Source organism: Allosediminivita pacifica (genome assembly GCF_003054175.1).
Taxonomy (GTDB): Bacteria; Pseudomonadota; Alphaproteobacteria; order Rhodobacterales; family Rhodobacteraceae; genus Allosediminivita; species Allosediminivita pacifica.
Genome location: NZ_QBKN01000057.1, coordinates 1 through 9,780, shown reverse-complemented (window position 1 = coordinate 9,780; position 9,780 = coordinate 1). Strand labels below are relative to the sequence as shown.

Here is a 9,780-nt window from a genome sequence, read left to right as displayed (position 1 = left end):
CAAAGCCTCAAGCTGGGCATGGCGCTCCGGAGGCAGATACGTCTTGGCGGCTTTCTTCTGTGTGGGCATTTTCAACTCAAAAGTGGGCTACTTGCTGGCGCTTAGACTATCCTGCATTAGTCTAAACCCCAACCCAAAACGTGGTCCCGGACCACGTTTTCCGCGCTCATCGTTTAGTCGCTCGAACCGGGGCAACGCGCTCGAAATGTGGTCCCGGACCACATCGGAGAGCCAAGCCAGACGCGGCAGTCAAAAAAAACGCACCGTCCGAAGGCGGTGCGTTTCAACTCTTCCGATCTGTTCTCCGAGGGCTATCCCCAAAGGAAAAGCAGCCGATTGCGCGGCGTGACGCGGAAGACAAGGCTATCGAGATAGAAGGACAAAGCGCTCAGGATGACAAAGACACCAGCCATCAGAACCGGCGCAATAAGCCGATAGATGAACGAGATCTGATCAACCGCTTCGACGCCGTAGCCGGTGAAAATCATGACAGATCCGGCCACAGCAGCAACCAGATGCAGCACCATCAGCACCGTGAGCAATGCCTGAACAGGCGTGCGGATCAGCAGCATTGCATTCCAGAGCGCGATCTTCACCATCTCTCGTCCTCCTTAGTCCCGCAGCAGCTCCACCAGCTCGACCTCGGCCAATAGCACTTCTGCCACCCGGTCATCCTCCTCGAAGCGAATGAGAACAGACTTGCTGTTCGAGGCAGGCTGATCAAGCAAGGCCCGGCCAAGCTGCCCGCCATGACTGACCAGAAGAGCCGGAGATGCCGTTGCAACACGGGGCCGGGGCGATTGCGGAGAAGCGACCGTAGGCGCTTCACCCGGCTCGTCCCCCTGCCCTGCCACATCCGCTGTCTCGACGTTTGCATCGGGAGTATCCTTCGGACCCTCAGCTTGAGGGGCCTCGGGTGCGGGTTGAACCGAAATCCCCACTTCGGGCGCGGCTCCTTTCCCGTCGATTTCCCCGCGCAGACGCTCCACCGTCACGCGGGAAATATCACTCGCCTCGGTCTTGCTGAGAAACTGCCGAACGGCGGCCTCGTCCTTCTTCCAGAGCGCGTTCAAATCCGACAGGGCGCGGATCGGTGCGTTCTGTGCGGCAGCGTCGCGCAACTCATCGGGCATCTTTGCCAAGGCGGCGAAACGGGACACCTCCCCTTCATTCCAGCCAAGCGCCTCGGCAATCGCGCTGCGCGACTGCCCTGCGGCCCGCATCGCCGCGACGGCCTCGGCCACTTCCAAGGTCGTCAGGTCGGCCCGCTGCACATTCTCGGTCAGCTGCGCCATCCGAAGTGCATCGGTCATCTCGCGAACGACTGCGGGGATCTTGGTAAGACCCGCCAGTTTTGCAGCCTGGAAGCGCCGCTCTCCCATGATCAGCATGTGCTTCCCGGCATCGTCGGCAGGTTGCACCGTAATCGCCTGAAGCACCCCTTGAGTCCGAATGCTCTCCGCCAGGGACGCCAACTGATCTTTGTCGAAGTGGCGACGAGGCTGCTCAGGGTCCGGCATGATGTCATCGAGCGGGATTTCACGCTGCCCGGCCTGCGCCGGTTTATTCTTCCGCGTCAGGGCCGACAGATCGCCGCTCTTCTTGAGGCGATCCAGCGTCTGCATCGTGCTGCCAAACTTCTTCTCGGTCATGGCTTAATCCTCCTTCTCGACGGACTCGATGAACCAGTCGAAGAACTCACCGAACTCGACGGCTGCGTCCTTGCCGCTGGCAGTCGGCACCTCGAAAACCGGGATGCCTTCCGCCTCTGCCGTTTCATAGCCGACCCGGTTTCGGATCGCATGAGGCACCAGAAGGTTGGAGTAGGACTCGGCTACGGCTTGCAGGGTTTCGCGCTCATTTTGCTTCACCGCGTCAAACCGGGACGGCAGCAGGCCAAGGAACTGGATGCCCTCATTGATCTCCTGGACCTGCACGAAGGCTTTCAGAACGCCCTCGACCCCGTCCAGCGAGAACCGCTTCAACTCGATGGGCGACAGCATGAAGTCCGCCGTCAGAAGCGCCCCGTAGACCAGCGCCGAGAATGTCGGGGGCGTATCAATGACGCAGAAGTCCGCGCCCTCAAGTCCGTCCAGCGAGGCCACGGTGCTTTGCAGAACCGCATCGTCGGAGCTGACCGGAACGTCTCGATCTCCTTCGATCAGAACAACTTCACCAGGATCGACCGAGAAACTCGGGGCTTCGCCGCTCTCGATCATCTGCAACGCATTCCCGACCACCCGCTTGCCGTTCAAGGCGCTGGTCAGATTGCGCTGCCCATCGAGGTCAACGGCGATGACGGAATAGCCTGCGCGACCAAGGTAGAAGGCGATCTGGGTCGCAACGGTCGTCTTGCCGACACCGCCTTTGTTATTCGCGATTACGATCGTCTTCACGGCCTGCTCCTTCCTCGTTGGTCTGTTGAGCGATGCCCCATTGCTTGAGCGCATCGAGGACGATTTCGCCCATTGTTGTTTCTCGCTCGAAGGCCTCGCGCTTGAGCGCGCGATGCACGTCGACCGGCATATTCATGGAAAACATGCGTGTTGGGTTGCTCATATACCTCTCCGCAAGATGCACCGGATTCCGGGCTGACATAAGCGCGGCGCCCTGATCTTGGGCGACTGACCTCGGCCACTTGCGGCCGCGGCGAGACGCATGTCTCGGCGCGGCAAATTTTCTGGCCCAGGCCGCGTGCCTGTAATGACATACATACAGCCATATATAAGTACATTTTTCAAACAGAAAGAGGCCCGCATCTGCGAGCCCCTTTCAAGGTGTTGCCGATGTGCTCAGGCGGCGATCTCGCTTGCGCCTCCTGCGGCGGCGGCCTCCAGAACGAAATCCGCCGCCTTCTGCGCGGCGCTCGCCGCCTTGAAGATCGCGCGCTTGTCCTCTTTCAACACCCCGAGCCAGCTATCGAGATAAGACGCGGCCTCGTCGATGGTCGGCTCTACGCCAATGCGCGCACCAAGGAAGCAGCTGCCGATTTCTGCTATCAGCTCCTCGCGGGCATAATCTGCCTTCGTGCTTCCCATCTTGAAACGGTCCAGCCGCGACCGATGGCCGGTCCAATGCGTGACCTCATGGCACAACGTCGCCGTGTAGTGCTGCGCGGAAATGAAGGCGGACACAGGCGGCATCTGTATACGATCCTCCGAAGGGACATAGCACGCCCTTGCACCGCCATGTGTGACACGGGCACCGACCGCCTGGAAGAACGCGTCGACCTCCGGCAGGGGCCGCGTGCCAAAATCTTCCTGCACCTCGGGGCGGCGATAGAAATCTTCCGGTAAGCCCTCGATCTGGTCGGCGTTGAAAACACGATAGGCGCGGGCATAGGAAATCGCGACCGCCTCGCCGTCATCGTTCTCCCGCTCGACGGTTCCGTATTTCACCACGGTCGATGACTTCTGGCCCTTGCGCACATGCGCGCCCAACTCCTTCGCCTGTTTGAAGGTGAACCAATGCGCAGACCCGAACCCGTTGGCATGGGCTGCAAGCCACAGCATCAGAACATTGATCCCGCGATAGGGTTCGCCATTCGACCGCAGCGGGAACGAGACGCCTTGTTCCCCGCCGGACCAAGGTTTGCGCCAAGGCGAAACGCCCGCCTCCATCGCCTCGATGATCTGGTTGGTGACATGCTGGTAGATGTCGAAATCCGATTTTGCCATTTGTGGCCTCCTTCAAGGTGAGACGGGGAGGCTAGGTGCCATCCTTCCGCCGATGGGCTGCGCCTCGGCCACCTGATCCGACCGAAAACGCATGTTTTCGGCGGAACAGAGTGGGGGAGGGCGAAGCCCGACCCACGGGCCTGAACCGGACAGTCAAAGGATCGGAGACGAGGTTGGTGCGGCCCGCAGGCCGGAGGCCGAGGACACGGTCCTCGTCGGAGACGACGCGCCTGCGCGGCGCTTGTCTTTTGACTTTCCGGGTCAGGTCTGTTGGGCGGACCAAGAAAGAGAAAAAAGCCAGGACGGGGGTGAGCGGGCGCACGCCCGTCGATCCCCCGACCTGACCGCTATTTGGATGCGACCCGCGCAAGCTGCGTGGGTCTCTTCTGATTTCTACGAAAAGGGCAGGGGCCGAGGCCCGCCCCTTGGGGCGGTCAGCCGTCCTCAGGTGGCCGATCGAGGTTGCGCGAGTAGCTGACCTCGACCTTCAGGAAGCCGGGGACGCTGAGTGCAACGGAGATCTTGAGGTTCGCTTTGGTAGCGAGGCTTCGCAGGATTGAACGCAGACGGGCGATGATCTTGTTCATTGTGGTGCTCCTTTCGGTGTTGGACGATTTCGGGAGATCACCGCGACGGCCCAGATCGGACGGGTGCACCGCCTGCGGTCGCAACGAAGCGAAGCGCCGTGGAGAAGGGCTTGCCCTTGCACCAGGACGAGGCCGGCGCACGCTCTCACAATCAAATCGCCACATCGCGAAGGCGCTTCAGCACACTGACGGATGCCCAAAGCCGCGCGCCCATTCCTGCGCTGCCTCACCTCGAAGCGACTGCGAAATGCGGGCCAGACCTTTGGCCGAGACGGATGCGCCTGAACGACCATTCGGCCGCGCTGCGGGTTGGCTCGGAGAGACAATTCGCCGCGCTCCAGGCCGAAGAGAGGGCAGGGGCGTCCGGCTCGGGGTGGAGACCGGCTCTGCCGGTCGGAGCCTCGGCACGCGGTCCCGCGCCTGCGCGGGATTCGCCCTGCTCAAACGTCCCGCTGCGGTTTCCCACAGGCCCCTCTCTCGATACTTGACGTCTCGTTCGGGGCCTGCTCCGGCCTGAAACTCCGCTCCCAAGGTCGCTACATTCCAGGCTGGAAAACCGCTCATCCCCAACCACCCGCGACAGCCCTTCCTGCTGGAAAATGTGGTCCGGGACCACATTGGGAATTTGCCACAAGATCGAAAATTGCGCGCAAAAGGAGAACCGTCACGCCCCCAGAAGGCCGCGACACATTCAAAAACGTATCTCCTTTCAAGACGTTGCCATGACGCGGATTGGCGTCTTTCCGCGCAAGGTTCGAACAGTAAGGTTCAACCACAGACTGTTTCAAAGTAGCAATTACGGGCTTGGTTCTTGGTGGGTGAATAACCGCGACGACCGTTTCCTTGAAGGCTTTGAAGAGGCTCAGGAAATTGAAGTCATGGGCTCCCAACCGGGAGCAGGCACCCCGTTCTCAGCCAACCGCTCCCCCCCAAGCGGCGAGCCGACACGACCTGTTGTGCCGCCGGTCTCTGATCCTGTGGCGCGACACAGACGGACCAAGAAGGAGGTACAAATGGCCCAAACAAGCGAGGCTGTCCGACAACCGAAGCGCGCCCTTTTGCTCGGCAGCAGGGTGCGCCAGTTCATCAAACGCGGTGGCCGCCTGCGCTACGAACCCCATAAGGACCCGGCGAACGGCAAGCTCGTCTGGGTGGTTATGGGCGTCTTCCCTGACAAGACGGAAGAGCCGGTGTTCACGACGACATCAGGCGAGCACAAGCACTTCCGCTCGGCTGATGCCATGATCCAGTATCACCGCCAGATGTGCCCGGATGAGGATGTTCTGATCGTTCCGATGCCCGCGAGCCATTAGCTCACGGATTGGAATGGCCCTTCCTGGGGCCATTCCGCCGCGCCAGCGGCTCCCGCGCGGATAGCGCCAGTCCTGTCAGGGCAGGGCCTCGTGCCCTGACGTGGCAGGACACCAGAAGGCCCCGGCTACAAAAAGACCCCGCCGAAGCGGGGCCAGGTCGTCCTTCACCACAAAGAACTCTTTTCACGCCATGCCTTCGGGTAGCCATGCCGCAATCTTGTCGGCCTGTTCGCCGGTGACACGGAGAGCATTGCGCAGGTCGTAATCGCCACGGAACAGGGCTTCGAGCTTCGCGGCCTTCTCGCCCTTTTTCAGCTTATCGAAGCTGGTGGCGGTCGGGTGATCCGCAGGCAGGTCCAACAGATCGCGCCACAGGTCCGACATGTAGGGGCCTCCCACGCGGCCAAAGAAGTTGGCGTCGGTCGGGGTCCAGACGTCGCGGGTGTTCGGCTGTGTCTCCTTCTCGATCAGCGACATCAGCTTCTCATCACCGCCCCGAAGCTGCGCGGCAAGAAAGCGAACCAGTTCGCCGCGCATGTGATCCGCCCCCTTTTGACGGAACGCGCGGAAGCTCTTCCCAAGGTCCTTTCCATACATATCGCGCGGCGGGTTCTCCGTCAGGCGGTCGTCCAGCGCATAGCCATCGGCCTCGGTCGTCGGCCAATTCGGCACGTCCTCGACGGACAGGCCGAACGGCTTGGACCAATAGAGATTGTGGCTCAACTGGTAGGCCAGCAGGTCGATCAGTAGGTCAGGGCCACGCAAGGCAGCATGTTGACGGGCACCGCGCGAGACGCGGCCCAGATCATCGCGGAGTTTCTGGGAAATGGGGCTCTTGGGCGCATCGTCGGCGCTGTGCTGCGACTTTGCCAGAACGCCCGCCGCAACCGCCTCGGCCTTATCGGCCTTGCGGATCAGGCCCTCATAGCTCTGCACCTCGCCCTGCGAGTCCACATAGATGATGACGCCGGAATGCGCGCGCTGCATCTCGGTGTAGTCGCCTTCCGTGATCGCATTGAGGGCGGCAAACTCTTCCTGTCCTGCCTCGTCCAGCGCGTCGGCCTCGGCCTGTTCCGTCAGTTCATCGAACCGCTCGGACTGCTCGGGGGAAAGCGTGCCCGTCTCCCTGTGAATGCGCTCGAAACCGTTCTCTTGCAGAAACCAGTAGCCAAGATAATCGGCGTGGCTCACCTCAACCCACTTCCAGCCGTCGCGCTTGTGGCTGTCCGCGACCTCGGCCAACCGATCCGCGAAAACCGCATCGAGAATGTCGGCATCATCCAGCAAGGTTTCTTCCGCGAAAAGATCGCCGCCGACACGGCCACCAGCGGCCTGATATGCCTCGATGCCCACGAACTTCGCGCGGCGGTCGGTGTCTTTCACGGCGTCCGGCTTCAACGCCTTCTTGATCTGATAGTCGGACAGGGTGTTGCCCCGGCACTGTTCCAGCACTTCAAGGCTCCGCGCCTCGTCGGTGCTGATCGTGAAACAGGCGGCGGCGCTGAGGTTGATTTCATTCGCGGCCAGCGCGTCGATCACGGCTTCCGGCAGACCGGCCAGCGCAAGGCGGCGGTAGACGCTTTTTTCAGTCACGGCGAAGGCGCGGGCAATCGTTGCCGGGGTCGCGCCGTTCCGCTCCATCTTGCCATAGGCCCGGATTTCATCGGCGGGGTGAAGGTCACGGCGGGCAGCATTCTCGGCCACGGCCCACGCCTGTGCGGTGCTATCATCGGGCGCGAGGCGAACCGGAGGATTTGCCAGTTCAGGGCGCACCTGGGCCAGATCGGCGTGGCGTTCAGCCAGAAGTTGCAGCGCCCGCAGGCGGCGGCCACCAGCGACGATTTCGGCCCCACCGTTACCGTCCATGATCCCGGCAAGGTTCTGGATCAGGCCAGCGGTCCAGATGCTTTCGGCCAGTTCCTCGACCTCGGCGGCGGGCACGTTCTGGCGCGGGTTCATGGAGGAAAGCGACAGCTTCGACAGAGGGAAACGGGCCTCGTCGGCGGCAATGATGCTCTGTTTGGTCATTGGGATATTCCTTGAAGGATTTGGGGGACAAGGAGCCGGAGCGGAGCGCACCAAGCGCTCCGCTGTTGGCCTCAGTATTCGCTCGGAAAAAGCAGGGTCAGGACGCGGCGGGTGTTGGCATCGTCCAGCGGATCATCAGCGCCGTAGCAAAGGCTCTCGTCGTAAAGGTCGATCTTGAACCAGACGGTTTCGCCGCAGATCGTGACCGAGGCCATCGAATGATCACCGTGGGGATCAGTGTCCTCGGTGAAGTCCGAAAAGCCCGCAACGGCAAGCTGGGCAAGGGTGACAAACTCCGGCCCCTTGGCGGCGACCCCTTGGGTGCAGACCACACGACCTTGATAGACGGGATGGCCGCCGGAAATCATCGCCTCGCGAAAGGCGTCATTCGCCTTGGCAATCTGCTGCGCTTGAACCGCAAGGTCGATGACGCTCGTCGCGCCGCAAGCGGGGCAACTCTCGGGGATAACATCGTCGATTTCCTCGACATCGCGGCAGGCGGTGCATTGGTAATAAGCCATTATGGCCCTCCTTTGTGGTGACGCCCTTCCGGTCTTGGTGCCGAAAATTGGGGCGGGGTTTCTGGCGAGGCCCGCTGCAAGCGGCCCTCTCCTGAAAGCCTGCCTCCCGGCGAGGGCAGGAGGGGGGCCCACGCAAGGTTGCTCGTAGGATCGAAGGGGAGGGGGATCACCCGGCCACGCAGCTCGGGCACGGCCCGAGACCGTGGTTGGGGACACCCCTTCGATCCGTTAAGCGAGCGGCCTTGCGTGGGGGAACCGGCGGTTCCCTAGACGTGCGCGACTTGGCGCAGCTCAAGCATGCAGGGACTTTTGTTGTCAGTCACAATCCCCCTGCCACGTGATCGTGCAGGAATCCTCGGGTACACATGCGTTGACATTCAGCCGGACCGAACATACTATCCCCCCAACAACACCCCCCAGGCGACCGGTCGAAAGGCCGAGCTCAATACCGGGGGGTTACTTATTTTTAGGGGTCTGCTCAGTACTTTGAAGTTCACCAAGAAGCCTTCAAGCATCGAGCAACAACTACAGCTCCTCATCCAGCGTGGCATGGATGTCGGTGACCACGCCACTGCAATGAAGTGGCTTGAGACAGTAGGATATTACAGGCTGAGCGCCTACTGGCTCCCCTTTGAAAGACCTCCCGAAAACGGCAACGCGCGCAGCAAGATCTTCGAAAGCGGCGCAACCCTCAGTGCAGTCACCGATCTGTATGTCTTCGACCGAAGGCTGCGCGTTCTGGTACTGGAGGCAATCGAACGTGTTGAAGTGCATGTGAGATCGCGCTGGACCTACCATATGGCACATGCCCACGGTGCCCATGCTCATCTGGATCACCGCCTGTTTTCTGGCTTCTTGAACCATGCCGAACAGCTCGTCCGTCTCGCTCGGGCCGTAGATAAATCCGAAGAAACCTTCATTTTGTACCACAAAGGCAAGTACACGGACCCCTATTCCCCGCCCCTGTGGTCGGCAACTGAACTGATGACGCTTGGCGAACTCTCGAAGTGGTTCCAGGCAACAAAAGACAATAAAATCAAATCACAGGTGGGACGTGACCTGGGCTTGCCAACCAAAGAGATCGTAGAGGGCACTCTACAGGTGTTGGCGTTGACCAGAAACATCTGCGCACATCACGGACGGCTGTGGAACCGCAGGACCGTCAAACGACTACCCAAGATCAAACGCTTCAAAAACGACTTGGTGCTGGTGACCGAAGGCCAGCAAGAAGAGAACGACAATCGGCTCTATAACATATTGGTTGTTCTGCTTCACATGATGGACAAGCAGGCAACGGACAGCACTTGGCGAGATCGGCTGAGGAATCTGATCGAAGCACAATCTGATTCCGACCGATCGAAAATGGGTTTCCCAACCGACTGGCGTACACGACCGGTCTGGACCCCATAAACGGCAACAACCCAAATGCCCGCCCCAAAGGGGCGAGCGTCAAATCTCTTCCAGAAATAGGGCAACTTCCTCTTCAGCTGGAGACGAGGCTGGCCTTCTCCGGGTCATACCGAAACTTGGTAATCGTGCCGTCCTTGATCTTCTGGACCGTAACCGACCGGTTGATACCGTCGCCTGATCCTACGACTTCCAGTTCCACGGGAGCAGTTCGTCGAGGCGGTTGATCTTGTGATCGTGGATACGG

Annotated in this window: 10 protein-coding genes; 2 read left to right on the top strand and 8 right to left on the bottom strand. The window is 60.8% G+C overall.

The window, feature by feature from the left end; translation table 11 throughout:
* Positions 1-311: 311 nt before the first annotated feature.
* The 6 genes from C8N44_RS22350 to C8N44_RS23505 all read right to left on the bottom strand — a co-directional run bounded on the left by C8N44_RS22350 (position 312) and on the right by C8N44_RS23505 (position 4,264).
* A complete protein-coding gene (locus tag C8N44_RS22350) occupies positions 312-599 on the bottom strand; it encodes a hypothetical protein (RefSeq protein ID WP_107978923.1) in 288 nt (95 codons plus the stop codon).
* A gap of 12 nt (positions 600-611) precedes the next feature.
* On the bottom strand, positions 612-1,652 hold the full coding sequence (locus C8N44_RS22345; protein WP_107978922.1) for a ParB/RepB/Spo0J family partition protein: 1,041 nt from the start codon (positions 1,650-1,652) through the stop codon (positions 612-614).
* A gap of 3 nt (positions 1,653-1,655) precedes the next feature.
* The gene (locus tag C8N44_RS22340) at positions 1,656-2,396 is read right to left on the bottom strand and encodes a ParA family protein (RefSeq protein ID WP_107978921.1); all 741 of its coding nucleotides are present in this window, start codon (positions 2,394-2,396) and stop codon (positions 1,656-1,658) included.
* Positions 2,371-2,559 (bottom strand): hypothetical protein, encoded by a 189-nt coding sequence (locus C8N44_RS23250; RefSeq protein ID WP_146178904.1) that lies wholly within the window; start codon positions 2,557-2,559, stop codon positions 2,371-2,373. Before C8N44_RS23250 ends, C8N44_RS22340 begins: the two co-directional genes overlap by 26 nt.
* Before the next feature lie 233 nt (positions 2,560-2,792).
* On the bottom strand, positions 2,793-3,677 hold the full coding sequence (locus tag C8N44_RS22335; RefSeq protein ID WP_107978920.1) for an ArdC family protein: 885 nt from the start codon (positions 3,675-3,677) through the stop codon (positions 2,793-2,795).
* A 434-nt stretch (positions 3,678-4,111) separates the two neighbouring features.
* Positions 4,112-4,264 carry a hypothetical protein gene (locus C8N44_RS23505; protein WP_158274137.1) on the bottom strand — a complete coding sequence of 51 codons (153 nt, stop codon included), beginning with the start codon at positions 4,262-4,264 and terminating at the stop codon, positions 4,112-4,114.
* 722 nt (positions 4,265-4,986) lie between these two features.
* Between C8N44_RS23505 and C8N44_RS23245 the strand changes: the two genes are divergently transcribed.
* A complete protein-coding gene (locus C8N44_RS23245; RefSeq protein WP_146178903.1) occupies positions 4,987-5,577 on the top strand; it encodes a hypothetical protein in 591 nt (196 codons plus the stop codon).
* 183 nt (positions 5,578-5,760) lie between these two features.
* Here the strand turns inward: C8N44_RS23245 and C8N44_RS22325 are convergent, their stop codons facing one another.
* Together C8N44_RS22325 and C8N44_RS22320 are read right to left on the bottom strand one after the other, a co-directional pair.
* Positions 5,761-7,656 carry a ParB/RepB/Spo0J family partition protein gene (locus C8N44_RS22325; RefSeq protein ID WP_245413006.1) on the bottom strand — a complete coding sequence of 632 codons (1,896 nt, stop codon included), beginning with the start codon at positions 7,654-7,656 and terminating at the stop codon, positions 5,761-5,763.
* 20 nt (positions 7,657-7,676) lie between these two features.
* The gene (locus tag C8N44_RS22320; RefSeq protein ID WP_107978917.1) at positions 7,677-8,126 is read right to left on the bottom strand and encodes a DUF3768 domain-containing protein; all 450 of its coding nucleotides are present in this window, start codon (positions 8,124-8,126) and stop codon (positions 7,677-7,679) included.
* Positions 8,127-8,612: 486 nt separating this feature from the next.
* Between C8N44_RS22320 and C8N44_RS22315 the strand changes: the two genes are divergently transcribed.
* Positions 8,613-9,536: an Abi family protein gene (locus tag C8N44_RS22315; RefSeq protein ID WP_106269112.1), complete on the top strand. Its 924-nt coding sequence runs from the start codon at positions 8,613-8,615 to the stop codon at positions 9,534-9,536.
* The last annotated feature ends 244 nt before the right edge of the window (positions 9,537-9,780 follow it).

Bases quoted from the DNA above. Each gene is read 5' to 3' on its own strand.
- C8N44_RS22350 (WP_107978923.1), bottom strand. From the start codon at position 599: ATGGTGAAGATCGCGCTCTGGAATGCAATGCTGCTGATCCGCACGCCT.
- C8N44_RS22345 (WP_107978922.1), bottom strand. From the start codon at position 1,652: ATGACCGAGAAGAAGTTTGGCAGCACGATGCAGACGCTGGATCGCCTC.
- C8N44_RS23250 (WP_146178904.1), bottom strand. From the start codon at position 2,559: ATGAGCAACCCAACACGCATGTTTTCCATGAATATGCCGGTCGACGTG.
- C8N44_RS22335 (WP_107978920.1), bottom strand. From the start codon at position 3,677: ATGGCAAAATCGGATTTCGACATCTACCAGCATGTCACCAACCAGATC.
- C8N44_RS23505 (WP_158274137.1), bottom strand. From the start codon at position 4,264: ATGAACAAGATCATCGCCCGTCTGCGTTCAATCCTGCGAAGCCTCGCT.
- C8N44_RS23245 (WP_146178903.1), top strand. From the start codon at position 4,987: ATGACGCGGATTGGCGTCTTTCCGCGCAAGGTTCGAACAGTAAGGTTC.
- C8N44_RS22320 (WP_107978917.1), bottom strand. From the start codon at position 8,126: ATGGCTTATTACCAATGCACCGCCTGCCGCGATGTCGAGGAAATCGAC.